We start from the raw sequence: 24,143 nt of genomic DNA, 5'->3' as shown, positions 1-24,143 counted from the left end.
CTGAGGAGACCATAAACAACGGATCGCTTCAACAATAAATTTCCAGAGGATTGAATCGATTTTGAGTTTTCTGTGACCACGTCTACGTCTAGCGAAGGTGTTATCAGAAGCATATCGAGCTTGATAAACGTCATTGATGCTATTTCTTTTAAGCTCACGATAGATCGTACTAGGATGTCTTTTAATGAGTTCAGCAAATTTTCTGGCTGAAAAGCCTTCTTTTCTTGACTCAAGCATTAATGCAGTACGATCTTCAAAGTTAAGATGATGGTATGACAATTTTATATACTCCATAAACCCTTTAAATTAATTAGGTGGTTTATGTCGCACTTCAAGTTTTACTCTGCCCATCATTTACCGATTTAAAACGGTCTAAATCAATATAGAGAAAAGCAATTTTCTGGTCTTTATAACGATGATCTGACAAAAGAACTTCTGCGTAATCAACTAAATAAAGTCGGTTTGGTAATTTAGTTAAGTTATCTTGAATGGAGAGATTGGCGAGTTCTTTATTGGCTTTACGGAGTTCTAAATTTCGTTGGTTCAGTCGTTGTTCCAGCACGGCGACAATAAAACTCGCGACCAGCACCAGACATGTAACTAGAATAATAGTAAACAGCAACAGGTCATGTTCAGCCTGATATTGGCTCACAAATTTATCGGTAATATTAGTCGCAATGAGTGCCGTATAGTGCATGCCCATAATGCTTAAAGTCATCATGACTGCAAAAGCGAGTTTTAAACTTACTCGATTACGCTCGCTCTCTTTTAATTTATAGGCCAACAAAAAAGCTAGACCTGAACCACTCATGGCAATTAAGACAGAAAATAAAATGAGAAATGAGGTGTAATCTTTCTTATAAATATCAATATTCCAGCCCAGCATACTCACATAATATGAAGCTGAAATACCAATGCCCATAATGACTGAGCTTAAAACCAACCTAAATAATGGTAGTGTAAAACGGGAAGTGAGCCAAATTGCGACACTTGAAAGTACAGCACTAATTCCAAAAGACAGTGTAATTAAAGGAACGTTCGAAGAAGCTGCTTCAAATAAATGGTAAGCATGCATGCCGACAATATGGACAATACTAATCGCTGCTGCGAGTAATAATCCATTAAGTAATAGAATAAACGGCTCAATCTTTTTATAAGTTTGCTTAAATATTAACTGCTCCATGGAAATCACAATATAGCAAATAGCGCCAGCCGCAATAAAAGAGCCGACGATCAATGTGCTATCGTAATCAACATGACCCATATTGGACTTCCATGATTATTCAATACTTTTTTTTATTTTGTTCAACTCATTGCACAAAATACAATTAAACACGTTAAAGAAAAATTAGTAAATTCGACTTTTTTAGTCAGTTATAAACAATAACATTATCTAACATTTGGTCAAGTATTTTTTACTTTAGAAATCAATAAAGTAAACAAAAATTAAGCATCCAATTATATGAAAAATATAGGATTTCTTAAATCTAGGTCAATTGACCTTAATGATGTTTTTTTAAACTTGTTTTAGCTGCTCTAAAATAAAAAAACCCTGCATGAAGCAGGGTCTTTTTAAACAATAGAAAAGAGTATTAGTTTTTCTCTTTATCTACGATTTTGTTTGCTTGAATCCAAGGCATCATCGCACGTAACTTATTACCAGTTACTTCAATACCATGTGCAGCATTTTGACGACGACGAGCTGTCATAGATGGGTAGTTCAATGCACCTTCTTGAATGAACATCTTCGCGTATTCACCAGATTGAATACGTTTTAATGCATTACGCATTGCTTCACGAGATTGTTCGTTAATTACTTCAACGCCAGTTACGTATTCACCATATTCAGCGTTGTTAGACACTGAGTAGTTCATGTCAGCGATACCGCCTTCGAACATCAAGTCAACAATTAACTTAAGTTCGTGTAAGCACTCGAAGTAAGCCATTTCAGGAGCATAACCAGCTTCAACTAAAGTTTCGAAGCCCATTTTAACAAGTTCAACTGCACCACCACAAAGAACTGCTTGCTCACCGAATAAGTCAGTTTCAGTTTCTTCACGGAATGAAGTTTCGATAATACCTGTACGACCACCACCTACGCCAGAAGCGTAAGAAAGCGCAACGTTACGTGCATTACCAGAAGCGTCTTGGTGAATCGCGATTAGGTCAGGAACACCTGAACCACGTTGGAATTCAGAACGTACAGTGTGACCAGGAGCTTTAGGCGCAACCATGATTACGTCTAAGTCTTTACGTGGAACAACTTGGTTATATAGAACAGAGAAACCATGAGCAAATGCTAAAGTCGCGCCTTCTTTGATGTTTGGCTCAATCACGTCACGGTAAAGTTGTGATTGGAATTCATCTGGAGTCAAAATCATTACGAGGTCAGCTTGCTTAACTGCTGCTGGGACTTCAGCAACTTTAAGACCAGCGTTTTCAGCTTTCTTCCAAGAAGCTGAACCTGCACGTAAACCTACAGTTACGTCTACGCCTGAGTCTTTAAGGTTAAGTGCATGAGCATGACCTTGAGAACCGTAACCAATAATCGCAACTTTCTTGCCTTGGATGATTGATAAGTCACAGTCTTTATCGTAAAAAATTTGCATTTGTGTTCTCCGCTAAAATACTTTTTAAAAAATTAAATGGCTAAAACTTTTTCGCCACGGGCGATACCTGATACACCTGAGCGAACGACTTCAAGAATGGTGTTTTCTGCAAGCGCATCGATAAAACCATCTAATTTTTCAGTTGTCCCTGCTATTTGAATGGTATAGGTTGTTGGTGTCACGTCTACAATTTGCGCACGGAAAATATCCGCAGTGCGCTTAATTTCAGCACGTGAAGCACCTAATGCTTTTACTTTGATTAGCATGAGTTCACGTTCAATGTGTGAACCTTCTGATAAATCAACTACTTTTACCACCTCAACAAGTTTGTTGAGCTGTTTCGTAATTTGTTCGATCTTATGGTCATCGCCATAAGTCGTTAACGTCAAACGCGATAATGTCGGATCTTCGGTTGGTGCAACATTTAAAGTTTCAATGTTGTAGTTACGTTGGCTGAATAAGCCCACCAAACGAGAAAGCGCACCAGCTTCGTTTTCAACGAGTACAGAAATAATATGTCTCATTAAATGCGCTCCCCTTTAGAAATCCACATGTCACGCATAGATTGACCTGCAACCTGCATTGGATAAACGTGTTCGCTACGGTCAACCATAACGTTGATAAATACGCATTTATCATTGATGGCCATTGCTTCTGCAAGCTTAGATTCAAGTTCATCGGCATGATTAATTTGAATGCCTACATGACCATAAGCTTCCATTAACTTGGCAAAGTCAGGTAATGACTCAACATAAGAACTTGAATGACGACCTTCATAGTTCATATCTTGCCATTGTTTCACCATACCTAAAGCACGGTTGTTCAAGCACAAGATTTTTACGTTAAAGCCATATTGTTTACAGGTTGAAAGTTCCTGAATACACATCTGAATTGAAGCTTCACCCGTAATACAAACAACTTGTTGGTCAGGGAAAGCAAGCTTCGCAGCCATTGCATAAGGTAAGCCAACACCCATGGTGCCAAGACCACCTGAGTTAATCCATTGACGAGGACGTTTGTACTTATAATAAAGTGCACCAAACATCTGATGTTGACCAACGTCAGAAGTAATGATGGCATCACCATTGGTTACTTTATATAAAGTTTCAACAACCTGCTGTGGCTTCATGGTGCCATCAGATGGGTTTTCATATTTCAAACCATGAACTTTGCGCCATTCATTAATTTGAGACCACCAAGCCGCAATTGCTTCAGGATTTGGTTTAGACACATTTAACTGTTTTAACTGTGCCAACATTTCTTGAAGAACAGGCTCTACTGCACCAACGATCGGAATATGCGCCATAATCGTTTTTGAAATGGTCGCAGGATCGATATCGACATGAATCACTTTTGAGTTCGGGCAGAATTTGGCTGGGTTATTTGTTACACGGTCATCAAAACGCGCACCAATCGCCAAAATTACGTCTGCATGGTGCATTGCCATATTGGCTTCGTATGTACCGTGCATGCCCAACATGCCAATAAACTGTGGATCGTCGCCCGGGAATCCGCCTAACCCCATAAGTGTGTTAGTTACCGGATAACCAAGTAAATGTGCAAGTTCGGTTAATAACGCAGAAGCATTACCTTGTACGACACCACCGCCTGTATAAATAACAGGACGTTTTGCAGTAAGTAATTCATCAATTGCTTTACGAATTTGACCAGAGTGGCCACGTGAAGGCGGTTGATATGAACGCATCTTCACTTTTTCAGGGTATTCGTAGGCAAACTTTTCTGCAGGGTTCGTCGCATCTTTAGGAATATCAACTACAACTGGACCAGGGCGCCCACTTGACGCGATATAGAATGCTTTTTTAATAATTGCAGGGATTTCACTCGCGTGACGGACCTGAAAGCTGTGTTTCACGATAGGACGTGAAATACCAACCATGTCAGTTTCCTGGAAAGCGTCTTCACCAATCAGATGTGATGCAACCTGGCCAGACAAAATCACCATTGGGATTGAGTCCATATAAGCTGTTGCAATTGGAGTTACTGTATTGGTTGCGCCCGGACCAGAAGTGACCAGTACTACGCCAGTCTTACCTGTAGCACGCGAGTAGGCATCTGCCATATGACCAGCAGCTTGCTCATGGCGCACGAGGTAATGATTGATTTTGTCTTGTTGAAATAGCGCATCATAAATATGTAATACAGCGCCGCCTGGATAACCAAAAACATGTTCAACGCCTTCGTCCGCAAGAGCACGAACGAGCATTTCACCACCAGATAAAAGTTCCAACGTGATTCACCCTAAAATTTTTATCACTATTTATGGAAGGCACAAATAGTGTTTCATTCATTGAATTGTCTGCACTGTTATAGCACACATATTGTCTAGTTTTCGTTGCAATAGAAAAATTTCTGTTTTTCAGCCGTATAAGCTGTTTTAACATTAATAAAGCATGTCTGGATATACATACTTTAGTAAAATCAATCTCTCGGCTAGAGAGAATGTCTATTACAAAACATGATATTTATTCGAAGGGTGATCGAGTAAATACATATAAAACTAGAGAAAGCATTTTTGTTGTTTCTATATACAAAGTCAAGAATAAAGAAATGGTTTTTCCATAAAAAGTTTTAGCTGTTGTTTTTTTAATCTAATATTAAGCCGTAAATTTGTTCATTCCCTCTCCATTTTTATTAAAAAAACACTCTTTTTTATATAAAACCATGCATTCTAAATTGCTTATTTATAAACTTTATTTAAATATAGTCAGTATTTTTTGGGGAACATCTAATATGAATTTATCTTATTTAAAAACAAGCTTATATACAGCAATCACCACAGCAATTTTTGTTTGCTCAACTCAAAGTCAGGCCGAGCAGTATTATAAATGGGTAGATAAAAACGGCTCGACACATTACACCACGACGCCACCACCTAAGGGTGCGAAACATTTGAACAAAGTTTCAACTTACGGTACCCAGCCTTCTGTGAAGAATCCGACATCAAACCCAGAACAACCAGCTCAGACTAAAACAGATAAAGCCGTACCAGAAGCAGCTAACGCCACGCAGGAAAAAACTGCACCTGCAGTAGCAGCTCCACCTGCTGCACCCGCACCTGCTCCATCAGCTTCAGCACCACGATAAGTAAAATGAGAGTGGTGAATACTTTCACCACTCTTCTCGGATTTAAAATAAAGAAGAATAAGTTGGGAAATTTTTATAGCGCATATTAAAAGATAAAATCGTGATCTAAAAACTGACATTTTCCTCTATTTTGCGCTATGCTGTGCAGCAATCTTTCATTTCAATTTTCGTTGTATAGCTTACGTCTATGACTATTTCTCACATTGACCCAGAATATCAAGCAAACACGATTGAACCATCCGTCCAACAAGATTGGGAAAATCGTAAAGTCTTTAAAGTTGCCGACACTGTCGAAGGTAAACATCGTTACATCCTGTCAATGTTCCCTTACCCAAGTGGCAAACTGCACATGGGTCATGTGCGTAACTATACAATTGGCGACGTAATTAGCCGTTTCTATCGTTTAAAAGGCGAAACCGTACTACAACCTATGGGTTGGGACGCTTTTGGTTTGCCTGCGGAAAACGCTGCAATTGCCCATAAAGTTGCTCCGGCAAAATGGACATTTGAAAACATCGCTTATATGCGTGACCAATTAAAAAAATTAGGTTTATCTGTTGATTGGGACCGTGAATTTGCAACGTGTACACCAGAGTACTACCACTGGGAACAATGGTTGTTTGTTCAGCTTTATAAAAAAGGTTTGATCTACCGTAAACTTTCAACAGTAAACTGGGATCCGGTTGACCAAACAGTTTTGGCAAACGAACAAGTTGAAAATGGTCGCGGATGGCGCTCTGGTGCATTGGTCGAAAAACGCGATATTCCAATGTACTACTTCCGTATTACGGACTATGCACAAGAATTATTAGACGACCTAGACACACTACAAGACGGCTGGCCTCAACAAGTGTTGACCATGCAACGTAACTGGATTGGTCGCTCTACAGGTATGGAAATTACTTTCCCATCTGCTAATACCGAAATTTATGCTGACGGCTTAACCGTTTATACAACACGTGCTGATACGCTTATGGGCGTAACATACGTTGCTGTTGCAGCAGAACACCCTCTTGCGCTTAAAGCTGCTGAAAATAACCCTGAATTGGCTGCATTTATTGAAGAATGCCGCATGGGTTCAGTTGCAGAAGCTGACTTGGCAACAGCCGAGAAAAAAGGCATGGCAACAGGCTTGTTTGTAAAACACCCTGTAACTGGTGAAGAGCTTCCTGTCTGGATCGCAAACTACGTATTAATGTCTTACGGTTCTGGCGCAGTAATGGCTGTACCAGCACATGACGAACGTGATTTTGAATTTGCAAACAAGTTCAACTTGCCAATTAAGCAAGTGATTGATGCCAAAGGCGCTGACGATGCAGACTACTCTGCAACTGAGTGGCAAGAATGGTACGGTTCTAAAGAAGGTAAACTTGTTAACTCTGGCGAGTTTGACGGTTTAGAATTCCAAGCTGCGTTTGACGCATTCCTTGCGAAATTAGAACCACAAGGTTTAGCAAACTCTAAAGTTCAATTCCGTTTACGTGACTGGGGTGTTTCTCGTCAACGTTACTGGGGTTGTCCAATTCCAATGATTAACTGTGATACTTGTGGTCAAGTCACAGTTCCAGAAGACCAACTTCCAGTTGTATTACCAACTGACGTTGTTCCAGATGGTTCAGGTAACCCGCTTAATAAAATGCCTGAATTCTATGAAACGAAATGTCCTTGCTGTGGTGGCGATGCACGCCGTGAAACAGATACATTGGATACATTCGTAGAGTCATCTTGGTACTACGCACGCTATGCATCTCCAGACTTCACTGGCGGTATGGTTAAACCTGAAGCAGCTCAAAACTGGCTTCCTGTAAACCAATATATTGGTGGTGTTGAACACGCGATTCTTCACTTACTTTATGCACGTTTCTTCCACAAATTAATGCGTGATGAAGGCGTTGTACAAGGTAATGAACCATTTACCAACCTGTTAACTCAAGGCATGGTGCTTGCAGATACATTCTATCGTGAAGCGGAAAATGGTAAGAAAACTTGGTTCAACCCTGCTGACATCGAATTAGAACGTGATGAGAAAGGTCGCATCATTTCTGCAAAATATTCAGGTGATGGTCAAGAAGTGATTATCGGCGGACAAGAAAAAATGTCTAAGTCGAAAAATAACGGTATTGACCCACAAGCAATTATCGATCAATACGGCGCAGATACAGCACGTGTATTTATGATGTTTGCTGCTCCACCAGATCAATCTTTAGAATGGTCTGATGCAGGTGTTGAAGGCGCAAACCGTTTCTTGAAACGTGTATGGCGTCTGGTAGCAAGCTTCCTTGAAAAAGGAAACGCTGCAACTGCAATCGATACGGCAAACTTGTCTAAAGACGCTCAAGATTTACGTCGTAAGACTCACGAAACGATTCAAAAAGTAAGTGATGATATTGAACGTCGTCATGCATTCAATACTGCAATTGCCGCATTAATGGAATTATTAAACGCAAGCAATAAGTTTGAAGCAAAAGATGACAACGACGTTGCTGTAGAACGTGAAGCAATCACAACATTGTTAACGTTGCTTGCTCCATTTGCTCCGCATTTAAGCCAGACTTTATTGGCTCAGTTTGGTACGGACTTAACAGAAGCAACTTTCCCTGAAGTTGATGCTTCTGCGTTAACACGCAATACCCAAACGATTGTTGTACAAGTAAATGGTAAACTTCGCGGTAAACTTGAAGTTTCTGTTGATATTTCTAAAGATGAATTATTAGCTCAAGCTAAAGCGTTACCAGAAGTTCAACAGTTCTTAACAGGACCAACTAAAAAAGAAATTGTGGTTCCAAACAAATTGGTTAACCTCGTGGTTTAATTACAGGTATTAATGAGAGGATCAAGCATGCACTTAGCCCAACGTTTAGCCGCTGTTGTTTTAACCTTAGGCCTTAGTGCAGGCTTAGTCGGGTGTGGTTTCCATTTAAAAGGAACTAACCCGACTGCGACTCCACTTGTTTATAAAAAGTTGAGCCTTGAGTTACCGGCAAAAACCGATGACTTAGAAACACAATTAAAAGTGTACTTAACAGCAAATGGCGTTCAGCTCACCAATGACAACGACGCCTATGTTCTTCATGTTTTAGAGTACACGCCTCGTCGCCAACTTCTAAATGGTAAGCTTACAGAAGTTCTATTACGTTTGACTGTGACTTTCCAAATTGAAGACCGTCAAGGGAATAAAATTACCGAGCCACGTACTTTAACCGCAGCTCGTAGTTATCAATACGACTTGGCAACTGTCAACACTGAAAATCAGCAAGAAGGTTACTTGCAACGTATTGTGATTGATGACATTGCTCAGCAAATTACTCGTCAAATTTCAGCTAATCGCTTACCAAAAGCTCAACCATAAGATTTATCTATTCTTTAGTAATGAAACTTGACTACTTACAAGCCCTTAAACGCATTCCGGAAGCTCGGGGTGCGTGGATCCTGCATGGTCAGGAACCATTACTTGAACAAAACTTACTAGATACTTTCCGTAAAAGCTGGCAGCAACAAGACATTGAAAGACAGCGCTATGATATTAGTAGTGTGAGTGACTGGAAAAATGTGTTTAATGCCCTGAACAGCTTGTCTTTATTTTCACAGCAACTTGCTATTGAAGTTCACGGCAATATCAAGCCCGATGCAAATGGTTTAAAACAGCTTAAAAGTTATATTCAGCATAATGAAACCAACCTGCTGTTAATTGTTTTACCCAAACAAGATAGCAGTAGCTTAAAGTCTGCTTTTTTCCAAGTTGTTGAAGCAAACGGCGTTGTTGTTGCTCTTACTGCAAACTATCCGCAAGACCGCCAAAGAATTTTAGCTGCTGAAGCAGAAAAGCTCGAAATTCAACTCGACAATGATGCTTGGCAGTGGCTCATGCAACATCATGAGCACAATTTACTCGCTGCTAAAAATAGTTTGATGCGCGTACGAGATACTTTCCCAGACCAGAAACTGATCCAAATTGAACAGTTATATGCTTGTTTGCAAGATCAGTCTCGTTACACCACTTATGATTTAAGCGATGCTTTATTAGAAGGCAATCTTGCTCAGTCTATTAAGATTTTCCAATATTTAATTGGTTCGGGTGAACCAGAAAGTCTGATCTTATGGACATTAAGTAAAGAAATGCGTTTATTAATGCAGTTGTTTGAACAGCCACACAATGCCTTGCAACTCGGTATTTGGAAAACCAAAGTTAGCTTATACCAACAAGCTTTAAGAAGACTCAATCCACAGCAATTTCTGGGATGGTCTGCTCTACTCTTGCAAATCGATGCGGCAATTAAAGGCATGTCTAATGAAAATGCCGAACATTTAATGCAACAAGCGATTGCCGAGTTGTGTGGGAAAACATTATTTATACAATAGAGCGGTCAAATCCTTTGTCTGCTTTGTTGAAATATCATAAAAATTCACGTTTTATCCTCAATTGACTCTTATACTAATTAAAATTTTAGACTTTTCGACCTCTCGCCATGCCAAAAATAAAGCCCATTAAACTCGTTATTATTGTCGTCTGTATAGCCGTTATTGCTGCATTAGCTTGGAAGTTTTTTAAACCTAAACAGCAGCAGCCTCAATATATTACAGCTGAGGTAACTCGCGGAGATATTGAGAATAATGTACTTGCAACCGGTACGCTTGATGCAACCAAGCTCATTAGTGTCGGTGCTCAGGTATCCGGTCAGGTTAAAAAGATGTATGTGCAGCTTGGTGATCAAGTGAAACAAGGTCAACTTATCGCACAAATTGACTCAACCACCCAAGAAAACAGTTTAAAAACATCTGATGCCAATATTAAAAACTTAGAGGCACAGCGCCTTCAACAAGTGGCATCTTTAAATGAAAAGCAACTCGAATATCGTCGTCAGCAACAAATGTATGCTCAAGATGCGACACCTCGTGCAGATTTAGAGTCAGCTGAAGCTGCTTATAAAACAGCCCAAGCACAAGTCAAAGCATTAGATGCACAAATCGAGTCTGCGAAAGTTACTCGTTCAACAGCACAAACAAATATTGGTTATACCCGTATTGTTGCGCCAACTGATGGTACCGTTGTTGCGATTGTGACTGAAGAAGGCCAAACCGTAAACGCGAACCAAAGTGCTCCAACGATCGTTAAAATTGCAAAACTGCAAAATATGACGATTAAAGCGCAGGTAAGTGAAGCGGATATCATGCGAGTAGAAAAAGGTCAAAAAGTCTACTTCACTACTTTAGGCGATGACAGTAAGCGTTATGCGACATTACGTCAGATTGAGCCAGCGCCAGATTCAATTTCTAGTGAGTCAAACAGTACTACAAGTTCAACCAGTAGCTCAGCTGTCTACTACAACGCTTTATTCGACGTTCCAAATACAGATGGCAAATTGCGTATTGATATGACTGCTCAAGTTTATATCGTATTAGATTCAGCAAAAAATGCCTTACTGGTTCCATCTTCTGCCTTAAGTAGCAAACAATTTTCTGGTCAGAAAAAACCTGGTCAGTCAGCAGATAAAGCGGCTTCAACTCCAAATGCCGAAAGAAAACACTCAGGTAATGGTGCCCGTTTAGAACGCTTAAACTTAACTCCTGAACAAAAACAACTTATTGAACAAGGCAAAGCAACCTTGAGCGTAGTTCGTGTTTTACAAGCAGATGGCACAACTAAACCAACACAAATTTTGGTAGGTATTAATAACCGTGTAAATGCACAAGTACTTGCCGGATTAAAACAAGGTGATCAAGTTGTAATTGCGGATAGTTCAGAAAACTCTGCTGCCTCTGCAAATAGTGGTAATAACCGTCGCCGTAATGGTCCAATGGGAATGTAAGCATGACAAAACAAGCTTTGCTTGAAGTCAGCAATCTGGTCCGGGAATTCCCTGCTGGCGAAAGCACGATTCAAATTTTAAAAGGCATTGACCTGACCATTTATGAAGGTGAACTGGTTGCGATTGTCGGCCAGTCCGGTTCTGGTAAATCAACGCTTATGAATATTTTGGGCTGTCTGGACCGCCCAACAAGTGGTAGTTACAAGGTTAATGGTCAAGAAACCGGTAAGCTAGAACCTGACCAGTTGGCCCAATTACGCCGTGAATATTTTGGCTTTATTTTCCAGCGCTATCACTTACTTGGTGACTTGTCAGCCGAAGGTAACGTTGAAGTTCCAGCCGTTTATGCAGGTGTTACACCTTCAGATCGTAAACAGCGTGCAACTGCCTTACTTACCGAGTTAGGTTTAGGCACAAAAACACAAAACCGACCAAGCCAACTTTCAGGTGGTCAACAGCAACGTGTTTCAATTGCCCGTGCCTTAATGAATGGCGGTGATGTGATTTTAGCCGATGAGCCAACAGGTGCACTCGACTCACATAGTGGTATTGAGGTAATGCGAATTTTGCGTGAACTCAATGCGGCTGGTCACACCATTATTTTGGTCACGCACGATATGCAAGTTGCGAAAAATGCAACGCGTATTATCGAAATTAGTGACGGAGAAATTATTAGTGACCGTCCTAATGTTCCAGACCAATCTACAGAAGAAGTTAAATCTGACCCCGATGCTGCCCCTGCTCTACAAAATAAGCAGAAAAAAGGTAAAAGCATTTCAGCTTGGCGTTCAACTTTAGACCGCTTATCTGAGGCGTTCCAAATGGCTTTGCTGTCTATGAATGCCCACCGTATGCGTACCTTTTTAACCATGCTCGGGATTATTATTGGTATTGCATCTGTGGTGACCGTGGTCGCACTTGGTAATGGTTCACAAAAGCAGATTTTGGAAAATATTAGCGGCCTCGGTACTAACACAATTACGGTATTCCAAGGGCGTGGTTTTGGTGATAACTCCAAGACGGCCAATTTTAAAACATTGGTCCCTGCCGATGCCGATGCATTAATGACGCAGCCTTATGTGAGTGCGGTCAGTCCAATGGTCAGCACATCCAAAACTATGCGTTATCAACAAAATGAAGCGAACGCGACCATTAATGGCGTAAGTAACGATTTTTTTGATGTAAAAGGTCTGGTTTTTAAAGATGGTCAAACTTTTGATCAACGTAGTGTACGTGACCGTTCACAAGATGTAGTGATTGACACGAATACGCAAAAACAATTCTTTAGTGATGGTACTAACCCAATCGGGCAAGTGGTCTTACTAGGTAGTGTGCCGGCTCGTATTATCGGCATTGTTGAACCTCAGACCAGTAGTATGGGCTCAGATGATACGCTTAATGTGTATATGCCATATACCACGGTCATGAGCCGTATGTTAGGGCAAGCGCATGTCCGTAATATTGTTGTACGTATTAATGATAAATACTCGACCAGCGCTGCTGAAAACGCCATCGTTAACTTATTAACGCAGCGACATGGTGCCCAAGATATTTTCACTATGAATAGTGACAGTATCCGTCAAACCATTGAGAAAACAACCAGCACCATGACCCTTCTGGTCTCAGCAATTGCCGTCATTTCTCTGGTAGTTGGTGGTATTGGTGTAATGAACATTATGTTGGTTTCGGTAACTGAACGTACGCAAGAAATTGGTGTACGTATGGCTGTCGGTGCTCGACAAAGTGATATTTTGCAACAGTTCCTAATTGAAGCAATTTTAGTGTGTTTAATTGGTGGTGTTCTCGGCGTATTACTTTCGCTAGGGTTAGGACAACTTATTAACAAAGTAGCCGCAGGTAATTTTGCAGTGGCATATTCAACGACTTCGATTGTGGCAGCATTTGTTTGCTCAACACTGATTGGTGTCGTATTCGGTTTCTTGCCTGCCAAAAATGCCGCAAAACTTGACCCTGTTGCAGCACTATCACGAGAATAAGGAAAATTGCATGTCTTTTTCAATGACTAAACTTAGCGCAGCACTTCTCCTCAGCAGTTCTCTTGTGGGATGTGCAGCAATGGTTAAAACGCCTTACCAAGCACCGTCTGTACAGGTTCCGGGTAGTTTTCAGTACGATACGACTAAAACTAAAACAGCATCAGTTGAACAATACTCTGACCGTTGGTGGACACTGTTTGGAGATGCACAGCTCAACCAACTCGTAAACAACGTATTAGAGCGTAATAGCGATTTAGCTGTAGCGGGAATTACCTTAAAGCAAGCTCGCTTGAAAGCTGATTTAACGGCAAATCAACAAGGCTTACGTACCAGTTCAAATGTTTCTACAGGCCATACTTTCGACTTAAATTCAGGCGATGATAGTGCTAAAGGACTATCCTTAAGTGCAGGCGTAAGTTATGAACTTGATTTGTTTGGCAAGCTTGCTCGCCAAACCGAAGCGAGCAAATGGGAAGCTTTAGCGACTGAACAAGACTTACAGTCTACAGGTCAAAGTCTGATTGCCACTACAGCGAAACTCTACTGGCAACTGGGCTACTTAAATGAACGTTATGCAACTGCACAGCAGAGCTTAGCCACTTCACAAAAGCTTTATCAGTTAGTTCAAACTCAGTATAAAGCAGGTGCAGTTTCAGGCTTAGACCTTACGCAAGCCGAGCAGTCTGTTCAAAGCCAAAAAGCAAGTTTAAGCCAAATTGAACAACAGCTTGTGGAAACACGTACAGCCATTGCAGTGTTATTGCATGAGCCAGTACAGCAACTCAACATCCAAGAACCACAGCGTTTACCACGTACAGCGCTTCCTGCTATTGGTGCAGGTTTACCGGCGGATATTTTGTCACGCCGCCCTGACTTGCAAGCAGCCGAGCTTCGTTTAAGAAAGGCTCTGGCAACCAAAGATGCGACCAAAGCAAGTTACTATCCGTCTATTAGCTTAACCAGTAGTTTAGGTTCAAGCAGCACATCGTTAACCGAGTTATTACGCAACCCTGCCCTCACGCTTGGGGCAAGTTTGAGTTTGCCATTTTTGCAATATAACGATATGAAAAAAGATATCGCGATTAGTAATCTTGATTATGAAAAAGCGATTATTCAATATCGCCAAACGCTTTATCAGGCTTTTGCTGATGTAGAAAATGCGTTATCAAGCCGTACAGAACTCGACAAACAAGTAGAACTGCAAGAGCGTAATCTTCAACTTGCAGAAAAAACCGAACGTTTAACCGAAGTACGTTACCGTTATGGCGCTGTTGCGTTAAAAACACTTCTCGATGCTCAGCAAACTACACGTACTGCGCGCTTGAGTCTTGTTGAAACCAAACAAAGCCAATACAACACTTATGTCACCCTTATGCAGGCATTAGGTGGTTCACCTGTAAAAGAATTGCCACAATAACTTGCGCCCAGTAAAAAAGCCGTAGTCCTTCAACTACGGCTTTTTTTATGTCTGAATAAATCTTAAGACTTATTCATCATCCATCATAGATTGGCTCATACCGACAGTATTGAAACCAGCGTCTACATATAGAATTTCACCAGTAATACCTGAAGCCCAAGGTGAGCATAGGAATAACGCTGCGTTACCCACTTCTTCAATGGTTACGTTACGTTTTAATGGTGCAACTTTTTCGTTAGCATCTAACATTTTACGGAAAGATTTAATACCAGAAGCAGCTAAAGTACGGATTGGACCCGCAGAAATCGCGTTTACACGGATACCATCAACACCTAAGCTTGATGCTAAGTAACGAACACCAGCTTCTAAAGAAGCTTTTGCCATACCCATTACGTTGTAGTTAGGCATAACGCGCTCAGAACCTTGGTAAGTCAAAGTTAATAAACAACCTTGGCGAGCTTGTAACAAAGGTTTTGCAGCACGTGCCATTGCAACAAAGCTGTATGCGCTAATGTCATGAGCAATTTTAAAACCGTCACGGTCAGTCACGTCAGTAAAATCACCATCAAGCGTATGTGCAGGTGCAAAACCGATTGAATGTACAACACCATCTACGCCGTCCCAATGTTTTGCAAGTTCCGCAAATGCATTATCAATTTCAGCATCAACGGCAACATCACATGGAAACACAAGTTTAGAACCGAATTGCTCAGCAAACTCATCTACACGTTTTTTTAATTTTTCGTTTGGATAAGTAAATGCAAGCTCAGCACCTTCACGGTGTAATGCTTGTGCAATACCATAAGCAATTGATAATTTACTAGCAACGCCTGCAATCAAAAAGCGTTTACCTGCTAAAAGTCCTTGTGTCATGCCGATCTCACTCAAAACAATTTCCAGCATAATGCCAATATTCAACATTTTTCGAAATTGCATAATGCATCTTTTTTCAAAAATCGCACGAAAAAAAATCGCCCCGATTTAGGAGCGACTTTTTATCATCTCATTTTTAGTCATCAGACAATAAGCCAAGTAGACGTAAGAAAGAGATATACATCCAAACTAAAGTTGCAAGTAAGGCAATACCACACAACCATTCCATGAATTTTGGAGCACGGTATGCTGCATTGGTTTCGATCAAGTCAAAATCTAAAATCAGGTTAAGTGAAGCAATGACTGCAACAAATGCAGCAAAACCAATACCCAACCAGTTGCTTTCAAAAATATAAGGAATGCTTGAACCAAACGCTAAACGCATCACCATCTGTACAATAAATACAATAAAGATTGCTAGAGATGCCGAAATTACAACTGATTTGAACTTTTCGGTTGCGCGTATAATTTGGAACTTATAGAGACCAAACATCACTAAAGTGGTAACGAAAGTTGCTAATAAGGCTTGAAGCGGAACGCCCGGATATTTCAACTGGAAAGTAAAAGAAATACCTCCAATAAATGCCCCTTCGAATAAAGCATAAGGAATTGCTAAAGTTGGCGCAGTCGTTGGTTTAAACGTTGTGATTAAAGCTAAAACCAAGCCACCAATTGCACCCACAATTGAAGCTGCGTAAGCAATACCAACATTTGCAGTAAAGGCTGCATAGAAAAATAAAGCGACACCCACTGCAGCAGCAATGATAGTCAACATCACAGATTTTTGAATCGCACCTTGCACGGTCATTGGTTGACTGTAGTCACTGACCGTTTCAACGCGAGTCAGTATCGGGTTATTACTTTGCATAAATGCTCTCTTTTTATAATAAATAAACTTAAAACATCATTTTAAGCAAAATGAATATGAAAGCCAAATTACCCCTTGGTATTATTGTAACGATGTCTTATAAGCAATAAAAAAGGAGGCTACTGCCCCCTTTCATATGACTTGAACAACGTAATCAATCTTTACCATCAGTGTTCATAATGAAGAAATATTCGCGGTAGTATTTCAACTCTGAAATTGAATCGCGAATGTCATCCATAGCTAAATGTGATGCATTCTTTTTCAGACCGCTCATAATTTCAGGGCGCCAGCGTTTTGAGAGTTCTTTGATCGTAGACACATCGAGATTACGATAGTGGAAATACTGCTCTAGCTCAGGCATAAGACGATGCAAGAAACGGCGATCCTGACAAATCGAGTTACCACACATTGGTGAAACTTTTGGATTAACCCATTTTTTTAAGAATTCTAAAGTCTGTAACTCAGCGTCACGAGCTGTCAATTTACTACGGCGAACTCGCTCAATTAAACCTGACTGGCCATGCTGGCGAGTATTCCACTCATCCATTGCATTTAAAATACGATCAGGTTGATGAATAGCCAAAACCGGACCTTCGGCAAGTACATTTAAATGATCATCTGTAATAATTGTTGCGATTTCAATAATCTGGTCGTTGTCGGTATCCAAACCGGTCATTTCCAGATCAATCCAAATTAATCGTGTATTTAAAGTACTGCTCATGTATGTACGTTCTAAAATGCCGTAAAAACATCAATAGTAGCAAATTTCTTGCTTCTGCGCTGTAATTCCATACCAGCTTCGTGCTATTTTTGCGGTCTTCAAACAATGGTTTTTTTGGGATATGAATGGCTCTAATTCGTAAGCGTCGTTTAACTGAGCAACAGCAACGTCGTATTGAAAAACAGCATAAAACTCGCCAAGAAGAAGTCGATACTTCACAAGATCTAGATGGGCTGGTGGTACAGCACTATGGCCGTCAACTTGAAGTACAGGCACTTTCTGTACCCGAGCATCACCCAGAAAAACCTCAAGTTGCCGAAGGCGAACCAGAACCATTTTGGAAACCGATTGAACTAAAAAGTATTTGGCGTTGCCACACTCGTACAAATCTTGAATTACTAGTCACGGGTGACAGAGTGAAGTGGCAAGCAGACCCTAACACAGGCTTAGGGATTATTACTGCAATTCACCCTCGTACTTCATTACTTACTCGTCCAGATCGCTATCATAAAGTAAAGCCTGTAGCAGCCAATATTAGTTTAATCGTTATTGTTTTTGCTCCGCTTCCAGAACCGGCACCGACTTTAATTGATCGCTATTTAGTAGCATGTGCAGATGCAAATATTCCTGCTCTTCTAGTACTAAATAAATCGGATTTACTCACTAAAAATGATCCGATTCTCGACATGCTCAAAGAGTATGAAAATTTAGGTTATGAAGTCATGATTTGTCATTCTAAAGGTGATATTTCAGCATTATCTCAACGACTTGATGGTGAGACAGTAGCTTTTGTAGGCCAGTCAGGTGTTGGTAAAAGCTCACTTATTAATGTGCTCATTCCAGATGCCGAACAGAAAACCAATATCATTTCTGAAAACTCGGCACTTGGACAACACACCACGACTTCTACGCGCTTAATCAACTTTGGTAAAAATGGCGCCTTAATTGATTCGCCGGGAATTCGCGAGTTTGGGCTTTGGCATCTCGATTTAGATAAAATTCGTATGGGTTTTCCTGAAATTGAAGCGCATTTAGGTTCATGTCAGTTCCGTAACTGCACGCATACTCATGAAAAGAACTGTGGCTTAAAACAGGCTGTTGAAGCAGGTGAAATTTTGCCGCGACGCTTAGATAGCTTCTTACGTTTAATCGACGAGATTCAAGAAGCGCAGCAAAAAAACTAATTTTCTACCCCTTTTGCCCTTGAAGTGGTGATTTTGATCACCATCTATATACGCTATACTCTAGGTCAATTTTGTTTTTAATTTTTTTAGGTGACTTGTGGAACGCTGGTTAGAGTTTATGGGGAATCACCCCATTTTGTTTGGTACACTCGGAGTCTTGATCGTATTGTTCTTCATTTTCGAAGGTCAACGTAACGGTCGTAAAATTTCTCCACAGTCGCTTGGTATTTTAGTGAAAGCGAAAAATGCTCTTTTGATTGACTTACGCGATAGCAAAGACTTCCGCGAAGGTCACATTAGTGGTAGCCGCAATATTCCTTATAGCCAAATTGCAAGTCATGCTGATGAATTAAAAGCAAGTGACCGTCCATTGGTATTTATCTGTAACCTAGGGCAAGTTGCTGGTAGCGCTTTACAGAAAGTTGCTCACCATGACAGCTATCGCCTTGATGGTGGTATCAGTAACTGGAAAGCTCAAGGCTTACCTCTCGTTAAAAGCAAACCAAAAGCTTAAGGAGAATTGTTATGGCAGCAAATGTCATTGTTTACTCAACTTCTGTATGCCCGTACTGCGTTCGCGCGAAACAATTACTTGAGCGTAAAGGTGTTGCTTACAAAGAAGTAAATCTTTCTGTTGAAGCACCAGAAGTACGTGCTGAATTAATGCAACGTACAAACCACCGTACTGTTCCACAAATTTTTATTAATGATCAGTTTATCGGTGGTTTTGACCAACTTTATGCTTTAGAGCGTGAAGGTAAACTCGACGAATTATTGGCTTAACATCGCATCCATATTAAGGAAAAAACAATGAGCGAAGAACAACAAGTTCAACCACAATTAGCTTTAGAGCGTATTTATACAAAAGATATTTCTTTTGAGGTTCCAGGGGCACAAGTTTTTACTAAACAATGGCAACCTGAACTTAACATCAATCTTTCTTCTGCTGCTGAAAAGATTGACCCAACTCACTTTGAAGTATCTTTAAAAGTTGTGGTTAAAGCCAATAACGACAATGAAACAGCATTCATCGTAGATGTAACTCAATCTGGTATTTTCTTAATCGATAATATCGAAGAAGACCGCTTACCTTACATTTTGGGTGCATACTGCCCGAACATTTTGTTCCCGTTCCTACGTGAAGCTGTAAACGACTTAGTTACTAAGGGTAGCTTCCCACAATTACTTCTTACTCCAATCAACTTTGATGCAGAGTTCGAAGCAAATATGGAACGTGCTCAAGCTGCTGCTGTTGAAGGTCAAGCTTAATTTTATAGCTTGCTCTCAACTCAAAAAACCGCGTAATTCGCGGTTTTTTTATACGTGCTATTTGGCACACTCTATCTTTCAAGTGAATGAAGCTGAATAGAAGGAAACTGAAACCCACGGCAAGACTGCTCGGAACGCCATGCGACCGTTAAAATCATGTTACCTGACATAAAGTTTTGATAAGCAAATGTTCCAATAAGTTCATGTGAACATAATCCGCCATGATTTGTAGGGTGTGCTTGAGTATTTAAAGTATTTAAATCTAAACGTATACCAAGGCCCGATGCTTTTAGAACAGCTTCTTTAGTGGTCCAGACTTTAAACCAATATTCTCTATCTTGTTCTAGATTTTGCCATGTCGCATATTCATCAGGATGAAAGGCATGTTGTGCCAAACTATCTAAACGTACTTTGCGGTCGAGCTCTTCAACATCTATACCAATATCTTTAACTCGCTCACTTAGCGCTAAAGCATAATATTGCTGGCTATGTGAATGATTAAAATGCAACGTATGATTTAACAAATAAGGTTTGCCATACTCATGTTTCGCAAATATCAAATCTGTTGGGGTTACATTTAGCTTTTGAGCTAATAAATTATTTTTAATGTGCTGTATTTGCTGCTTTTTATAATTATTAAATGTACGAAAGTCAGGAAAGTCTTGCTGTTCTTGTTTTAAAAACTCATTGAGCTTTCCTATATAAACTTCAATTTTCCTATCATTCATTTTTTTAAATCCATCTAATTAAGGATTAAAGCTAATATAAAAATACCAATAACTTATTAAACCATATAATAAAAAGCCCAAAGAATACTTTGGGCTTTTTTACGTTTATACAGATTAACGATTAAATTTCTTTTCCGCTTTTTTGAATTTCTGAATATAACGACGGCGACGCGCAGCTGTACGTTCATCAACTTGACTCTTACGACCTTCAAACGGGTTTTCAGAAGTTTTAAAGTCAATACGAACTGGCGTACCTTCAAGTTTATACACTTTACGGAACACGTTTTCTAAGTAACGACGATAGTCCGCAGGTGTCTTATCAACCTTGTTACCATGAATCACAATAGTCGGTGGGTTTTGTCCACCCATATGCGCATAACGCATTTTGATACGGCGACCACTAATCATTGGCGGTTGGTGAGCTTCTGTCGCATCGCTCAAAATTTGAGTTAATTTTGCTGGTGAAACTTTTAAATTTGCAGACTCATAAGCACGGTGGATAGAAGGATATAATTCGCCCACCCCTGTTCCATGTAAAGCAGAAATTAAGTGAATTTTTGCCCAAGGAATGAAGTCAAAACGACGTTCAACGTCAAGTTTACATTGTTTACGGTCGTACTCGCTCATGTTGTCCCATTTGTTAATGGCGATCACCATGGCACGACCAGCTTCAAGCGCATAGCCAATTAAATGTAAGTCTTGCTCAACAATACCTTCACGAGCATCGACCACAACAACCACAACGTGAGCATCTTTCATTGCCTGTAAAGTTTTCACAATTGAGAACTTCTCAATCATTTCATCAACTTTACCTTTACGACGTACACCCGCTGTATCAATTAAAGTGTATTTACGGCCTTCACGTTCAAAAGGAATATAAATAGAATCACGAGTTGTACCCGGTTGGTCAAATGCCACTACACGGTCTTCACCAAGTAAGCGGTTTACCAACGTTGATTTACCCACGTTTGGACGACCAATAATGGCTAAACGTAAACCAGTATCTTTATCATGCTCTTCTGGGTTTTCATCTTCAGGAACATCTTGAAGTACATCTTCAAGCATTTGCTGAACGCCACGACCATGACTCGCTGCAACTTGTAATGGTTCACCCATACCAAGTTTATAGAACTCAACTAAAGCAGCTTCAGCATGTACACCATCTACCTTGTTCGCAACAAGATAAATTTTCTTGCCTAACGTACGAAGTTCACGAGCGATTTGTTCATCAGAAGCTAACAATCCGGCGCGCGCATCAACCACAAAAATAATAATATCTGCTTCGTTGATGGCTGTTTTTGACTGCTCGGCCATGTAGTTATCGATACCGCCTTCACTTTCACCGATACCCCCCGTATCAACAACAATGAAAGACTTATTTTGATAAGTCGCATCACCATATTTACGGTCACGAGTCAGACCCGCGAAGTCGGCTACAAGTGCATCACGACTCTTGGTAATCTGGTTAAATAACGTTGATTTTCCGACATTCGGACGACCAATGAGCGCAATAACGGGTTTCATACAATAACCTTAATTCAAGCCCAGCCATATCTCATGGCATGAGCATTAGAAACAGTACAGGAGATATATTTTAAGGTCAGATATGACCATAATAAAAGACGGGGCTTTGAACTGATTTAATTCAAACACCCCGATATTTTTTAACAGCGTAATTTGTTAAGCGGCTATTTTAGCACAAGCGAACAAAATTAACGATTCTGCCAAATACTTAAATCGCCTTTTCGGGTCGAAACGTAGAGTTGATTCTCAATAACACGTAAAGTATTAACCTCACCACTTGTTTTAGAACGACCTACCAATTTACCAGTTGCTGGGTCGATCAGGTGTAAAACACCATCCAAATCGCCAACAATAAGGTCCGATCCCAACACAACAGGGTTACTTAAATGACGATTCAACAAGCTATCATTTTCCCAAAGCTTTTCGCCTGTAGATAAATCATAAGCAGTCAACTTGCCATCAGTTGATGAAACAAATACTTTATTGTCATAAACTTCTGGACGCTTGGTGCTGCTTGAATCTTCACTCCAAACTACGCGTTGAGAAGCCAAATCAGTCACTGTGACTTGACCTTGGAAGCTGGTTGTAACCATAAGTTGGCCTGCAACAACCGGATCACCATCAATATCAATTAGACGTTGAATATCAGAACGACCTTCACTTACCGCAACACGACGTTGGAAACGTGGGATACCACTAATCGTATCAATTGCATAAACATATGCATTTGCAGAAGCAATTAAAACAGTACGTGGGTCAAGACTTACTGGTGATGGTTGACCGCGTAAACTGAACTGAACGTTTGGCAATTTGTATGCCCAAACTTGTTGTCCTGATGACGCATCATGTGCAAATACGGTACCGTCGTTTGCAATCGTAATCACACGTCCAGATTGAACTAAAGAAGGACTTAATAATGCACCAGATAATTGTGCAGTCCATTTTTGTTCACCTGTCGCTTGATCTAAAGCAAATAATTGACCTTTGCTGTTACCAACAACAACAATACCTTCAGCTGCTTCAACACCAGAGCTTAAGCCCAATTTACTGACTTTTTTCTCCCAAAGACGTTGTTTGCCACGATATGCAGCAACTTCACCCTTAGGGTCAAGCGTAAAAACAACACCGTCACTAGCGTCAAGTTGTAAACGTAACGGATCTGCCTTATTCGTAGAAGAAACACTGCGTGAAAACACCGGTACCAGAGCCTTTTTCGACTCAGTCAATTTCGGTAGTGGATTTGGTTTTGCTTCTTTTACTTTGTTGCTAGAACATCCCACCAGTACAGCTGATGCGATTGCAATTGCCAAAGGCAGTTTGAATTTCTGATTCATTAAGACTCTTCCACCTGTGTTTCCAAAATTGGGCGCTCAATCTGTGGATCTTCAACTAAAACGCCAACACTTTCGAGTTTAATTTGTAAAATTTGTCGCTCTTGTTTACGTTCCAGTAACGAATCCCATGCAGCTTGATACGCTTTTTTAGCAGAATCAATATCTTTCTTAGCAACAAAGATATCACCACGTAACTCTTCTACTGTTGCTTTAAATGCCGGATCGACATTACCAGACAGGGTTTTTAGAGCTTCATCATATTTGTTTTGCGCTAATTGTGCATCTGCTAAACGCAATTTTACAACCTGAATCAGTCCTTCATCTTTTACTTTTGAGTTTTCAACTTTTTTCAAAGCTTTTTCAGCAGCAGCATAATCTTGTTTTTCATATGCAAGCTTTGCTAATACAAATTGAGTTTGTATCGCCTGAACTGAATCAATATCGTCTTTTACAAGTTTATCTGCCGATGCTGTTATTGAAGCTAAAGCATTTGGATTATCAGCTGTTGCATTCGCTTCATCCATTAACTGCTGTACTTTTGCAGTTTCTGTCTGACTTGTTGCAAGGTTTCTTTTTTGCCAATATTCCCACCCGAAAAAGGCAATCAATGCAATGAGAATCCCGCTAATCATGGCAGAACCATATTTTTTGGCGAACGACTTTAAGCTGTCGAATTGTTCTTCATCACTTAAGCTCATGTGATTGTC

The 24,143-nt window shown here is 40.3% G+C and carries 22 protein-coding genes and 1 pseudogene; 11 read left to right on the top strand and 12 right to left on the bottom strand.

What is annotated here, in order from left to right; genetic code table 11:
- The 5 genes and pseudogenes from J671_RS11535 to J671_RS11515 all read right to left on the bottom strand — a co-directional run.
- Window positions 1-237: helix-turn-helix domain-containing protein (locus J671_RS11535; RefSeq protein ID WP_230400570.1), on the bottom strand; the 237-nt coding region annotated here is incomplete at its 3' end.
- Between the two features lie 112 nt (window positions 238-349).
- Window positions 350-1,264: pseudogene (locus J671_RS11530) on the bottom strand (MHYT domain-containing protein); the annotation flags it as partial.
- Window positions 1,265-1,592: 328 nt separating this feature from the next.
- Window positions 1,593-2,609 carry a ketol-acid reductoisomerase gene (gene ilvC / locus J671_RS11525; protein WP_004698717.1) on the bottom strand — a complete coding sequence of 339 codons (1,017 nt, stop codon included), beginning with the start codon at window positions 2,607-2,609 and terminating at the stop codon, window positions 1,593-1,595.
- A gap of 32 nt (window positions 2,610-2,641) precedes the next feature.
- Entirely contained in the window at window positions 2,642-3,133 is a 492-nt protein-coding gene (gene ilvN, locus J671_RS11520) for an acetolactate synthase small subunit (protein WP_001215920.1), read from the bottom strand.
- A complete protein-coding gene (locus J671_RS11515; RefSeq protein ID WP_031982314.1) occupies window positions 3,133-4,857 on the bottom strand; it encodes an acetolactate synthase 3 large subunit in 1,725 nt (574 codons plus the stop codon). The genes ilvN and J671_RS11515 overlap by 1 nt, the downstream gene beginning before the upstream one ends.
- Window positions 4,858-5,360: 503 nt before the next feature.
- Between J671_RS11515 and J671_RS11510 the strand changes: the two genes are divergently transcribed.
- From J671_RS11510 to J671_RS11480, 7 genes are all read left to right on the top strand, one after another.
- Window positions 5,361-5,714, top strand: coding sequence for a DUF4124 domain-containing protein (locus J671_RS11510; RefSeq protein WP_022575774.1), 354 nt, complete (start codon window positions 5,361-5,363; stop codon window positions 5,712-5,714).
- Between the two features lie 187 nt (window positions 5,715-5,901).
- Entirely contained in the window at window positions 5,902-8,526 is a 2,625-nt protein-coding gene (gene leuS / locus J671_RS11505) for a leucine--tRNA ligase (RefSeq protein WP_004883283.1), read from the top strand.
- A gap of 27 nt (window positions 8,527-8,553) precedes the next feature.
- Window positions 8,554-9,063 (top strand): LPS assembly lipoprotein LptE, encoded by a 510-nt coding sequence (gene lptE / locus J671_RS11500; RefSeq protein WP_002053498.1) that lies wholly within the window; start codon window positions 8,554-8,556, stop codon window positions 9,061-9,063.
- Between the two features lie 20 nt (window positions 9,064-9,083).
- The gene (gene holA / locus J671_RS11495; protein ID WP_002053357.1) at window positions 9,084-10,073 is read left to right on the top strand and encodes a DNA polymerase III subunit delta; all 990 of its coding nucleotides are present in this window, start codon (window positions 9,084-9,086) and stop codon (window positions 10,071-10,073) included.
- Between the two features lie 107 nt (window positions 10,074-10,180).
- A complete protein-coding gene (locus J671_RS11490) occupies window positions 10,181-11,521 on the top strand; it encodes a MacA family efflux pump subunit (RefSeq protein ID WP_002053440.1) in 1,341 nt (446 codons plus the stop codon).
- Between the two features lie 2 nt (window positions 11,522-11,523).
- A complete protein-coding gene (locus J671_RS11485) occupies window positions 11,524-13,518 on the top strand; it encodes a MacB family efflux pump subunit (RefSeq protein WP_004710652.1) in 1,995 nt (664 codons plus the stop codon).
- Between the two features lie 22 nt (window positions 13,519-13,540).
- Entirely contained in the window at window positions 13,541-14,935 is a 1,395-nt protein-coding gene (locus tag J671_RS11480; RefSeq protein WP_081404876.1) for an efflux transporter outer membrane subunit, read from the top strand.
- 69 nt (window positions 14,936-15,004) lie between these two features.
- Here the strand turns inward: J671_RS11480 and J671_RS11475 are convergent, their stop codons facing one another.
- From J671_RS11475 to orn, 3 genes are all read right to left on the bottom strand, one after another.
- Entirely contained in the window at window positions 15,005-15,808 is an 804-nt protein-coding gene (locus tag J671_RS11475; protein WP_002027450.1) for an enoyl-ACP reductase FabI, read from the bottom strand.
- Window positions 15,809-15,944: 136 nt separating this feature from the next.
- On the bottom strand, window positions 15,945-16,676 hold the full coding sequence (locus J671_RS11470; protein ID WP_002053496.1) for a Bax inhibitor-1/YccA family membrane protein: 732 nt from the start codon (window positions 16,674-16,676) through the stop codon (window positions 15,945-15,947).
- A gap of 154 nt (window positions 16,677-16,830) precedes the next feature.
- On the bottom strand, window positions 16,831-17,397 hold the full coding sequence (orn, locus tag J671_RS11465; protein WP_002053300.1) for an oligoribonuclease: 567 nt from the start codon (window positions 17,395-17,397) through the stop codon (window positions 16,831-16,833).
- A gap of 125 nt (window positions 17,398-17,522) precedes the next feature.
- On the opposite strand from orn, the gene rsgA reads away from it, so the two are divergent.
- From rsgA to secB, 4 genes are all read left to right on the top strand, one after another.
- Window positions 17,523-18,581 (top strand): ribosome small subunit-dependent GTPase A, encoded by a 1,059-nt coding sequence (gene rsgA, locus J671_RS11460; RefSeq protein ID WP_006580428.1) that lies wholly within the window; start codon window positions 17,523-17,525, stop codon window positions 18,579-18,581.
- Window positions 18,582-18,678: 97 nt separating this feature from the next.
- A complete protein-coding gene (locus tag J671_RS11455) occupies window positions 18,679-19,095 on the top strand; it encodes a rhodanese-like domain-containing protein (protein WP_000443006.1) in 417 nt (138 codons plus the stop codon).
- Window positions 19,096-19,106: 11 nt separating this feature from the next.
- Window positions 19,107-19,364 (top strand): glutaredoxin 3, encoded by a 258-nt coding sequence (gene grxC, locus J671_RS11450; RefSeq protein WP_000729828.1) that lies wholly within the window; start codon window positions 19,107-19,109, stop codon window positions 19,362-19,364.
- Between the two features lie 27 nt (window positions 19,365-19,391).
- Window positions 19,392-19,850 (top strand): protein-export chaperone SecB, encoded by a 459-nt coding sequence (gene secB, locus J671_RS11445; RefSeq protein WP_031982311.1) that lies wholly within the window; start codon window positions 19,392-19,394, stop codon window positions 19,848-19,850.
- Between the two features lie 71 nt (window positions 19,851-19,921).
- Here the strand turns inward: secB and J671_RS11440 are convergent, their stop codons facing one another.
- From J671_RS11440 to J671_RS11425, 4 genes are all read right to left on the bottom strand, one after another.
- Complete coding sequence (locus J671_RS11440; protein ID WP_006580429.1) at window positions 19,922-20,578, bottom strand: 4'-phosphopantetheinyl transferase family protein; 657 nt, start codon at window positions 20,576-20,578, stop codon at window positions 19,922-19,924.
- A gap of 114 nt (window positions 20,579-20,692) precedes the next feature.
- Window positions 20,693-22,102 carry a ribosome biogenesis GTPase Der gene (der, locus tag J671_RS11435; protein ID WP_002053398.1) on the bottom strand — a complete coding sequence of 470 codons (1,410 nt, stop codon included), beginning with the start codon at window positions 22,100-22,102 and terminating at the stop codon, window positions 20,693-20,695.
- Between the two features lie 188 nt (window positions 22,103-22,290).
- Window positions 22,291-23,436, bottom strand: coding sequence for an outer membrane protein assembly factor BamB (bamB, locus tag J671_RS11430; RefSeq protein ID WP_004883298.1), 1,146 nt, complete (start codon window positions 23,434-23,436; stop codon window positions 22,291-22,293).
- Window positions 23,436-24,134, bottom strand: coding sequence for a YfgM family protein (locus J671_RS11425; protein ID WP_002053293.1), 699 nt, complete (start codon window positions 24,132-24,134; stop codon window positions 23,436-23,438). The genes bamB and J671_RS11425 overlap by 1 nt, the downstream gene beginning before the upstream one ends.
- Window positions 24,135-24,143: the final 9 nt, after the last annotated feature.

The sequence above is a fragment of the Acinetobacter sp. 1130196 genome (assembly GCF_000588095.1).
Lineage (GTDB): Bacteria > Pseudomonadota > Gammaproteobacteria > Pseudomonadales > Moraxellaceae > Acinetobacter > Acinetobacter nosocomialis.
Note: the sequence above shows the minus strand (reverse complement) of the source record. Positions and strands in the feature narration are given on the sequence as shown.

Bases quoted from the DNA above. Each gene is read 5' to 3' on its own strand.
- J671_RS11425 (WP_002053293.1), bottom strand. From the start codon at position 24,134: ATGAGCTTAAGTGATGAAGAACAATTCGACAGCTTAAAGTCGTTCGCC.
- leuS (WP_004883283.1), top strand. From the start codon at position 5,902: ATGACTATTTCTCACATTGACCCAGAATATCAAGCAAACACGATTGAA.
- J671_RS11485 (WP_004710652.1), top strand. From the start codon at position 11,524: ATGACAAAACAAGCTTTGCTTGAAGTCAGCAATCTGGTCCGGGAATTC.
- rsgA (WP_006580428.1), top strand. From the start codon at position 17,523: ATGGCTCTAATTCGTAAGCGTCGTTTAACTGAGCAACAGCAACGTCGT.
- J671_RS11470 (WP_002053496.1), bottom strand. From the start codon at position 16,676: ATGCAAAGTAATAACCCGATACTGACTCGCGTTGAAACGGTCAGTGAC.
- J671_RS11480 (WP_081404876.1), top strand. From the start codon at position 13,541: ATGACTAAACTTAGCGCAGCACTTCTCCTCAGCAGTTCTCTTGTGGGA.
- J671_RS11475 (WP_002027450.1), bottom strand. From the start codon at position 15,808: ATGACACAAGGACTTTTAGCAGGTAAACGCTTTTTGATTGCAGGCGTT.
- holA (WP_002053357.1), top strand. From the start codon at position 9,084: ATGAAACTTGACTACTTACAAGCCCTTAAACGCATTCCGGAAGCTCGG.
- ilvC (WP_004698717.1), bottom strand. From the start codon at position 2,609: ATGCAAATTTTTTACGATAAAGACTGTGACTTATCAATCATCCAAGGC.
- J671_RS11440 (WP_006580429.1), bottom strand. From the start codon at position 20,578: ATGAATGATAGGAAAATTGAAGTTTATATAGGAAAGCTCAATGAGTTT.
- orn (WP_002053300.1), bottom strand. From the start codon at position 17,397: ATGAGCAGTACTTTAAATACACGATTAATTTGGATTGATCTGGAAATG.
- secB (WP_031982311.1), top strand. From the start codon at position 19,392: ATGAGCGAAGAACAACAAGTTCAACCACAATTAGCTTTAGAGCGTATT.
- ilvN (WP_001215920.1), bottom strand. From the start codon at position 3,133: ATGAGACATATTATTTCTGTACTCGTTGAAAACGAAGCTGGTGCGCTT.
- bamB (WP_004883298.1), bottom strand. From the start codon at position 23,436: ATGAATCAGAAATTCAAACTGCCTTTGGCAATTGCAATCGCATCAGCT.
- der (WP_002053398.1), bottom strand. From the start codon at position 22,102: ATGAAACCCGTTATTGCGCTCATTGGTCGTCCGAATGTCGGAAAATCA.
- lptE (WP_002053498.1), top strand. From the start codon at position 8,554: ATGCACTTAGCCCAACGTTTAGCCGCTGTTGTTTTAACCTTAGGCCTT.
- J671_RS11510 (WP_022575774.1), top strand. From the start codon at position 5,361: ATGAATTTATCTTATTTAAAAACAAGCTTATATACAGCAATCACCACA.
- J671_RS11490 (WP_002053440.1), top strand. From the start codon at position 10,181: ATGCCAAAAATAAAGCCCATTAAACTCGTTATTATTGTCGTCTGTATA.
- grxC (WP_000729828.1), top strand. From the start codon at position 19,107: ATGGCAGCAAATGTCATTGTTTACTCAACTTCTGTATGCCCGTACTGC.